Consider the following 230-nt stretch of genomic DNA (forward strand, 5'->3'; position numbering starts at 1 on the left):
GTGTAGCGCCAGGAACCCTGCTTCTGCTTCTCGTGGTAGCTGCGCACGCGCTCGGCGGCGACTTCCAGGGCTTCGCGCTGGGCTACGGTGATACGTGTGAGAGCCAGCTCCAGGCGCTCGCGCGGCAGGATCAGGTCGGCCATCGAGGCGGCCTGGAGACCGTCGAAGCGCTGGGTGAACTCGACCACGGCGGCGTCGCCACGGCTGCGTACGGCGGCGATGATGTCGAG

General features: G+C 68.7%; 1 protein-coding gene. It reads right to left on the bottom strand.

The window, feature by feature from the left end:
• Positions 1 to 230, bottom strand: a 230-nt coding sequence (locus ACLJNW_RS29120) for a histidinol dehydrogenase (protein ID WP_410962156.1), incomplete at both ends; no start/stop codon positions are given.

This window comes from Salmonella sp. SAL4457 (assembly GCF_046548235.1).
GTDB classification, from domain to species: domain Bacteria; phylum Pseudomonadota; class Gammaproteobacteria; order Enterobacterales; family Enterobacteriaceae; genus Salmonella; species Salmonella enterica.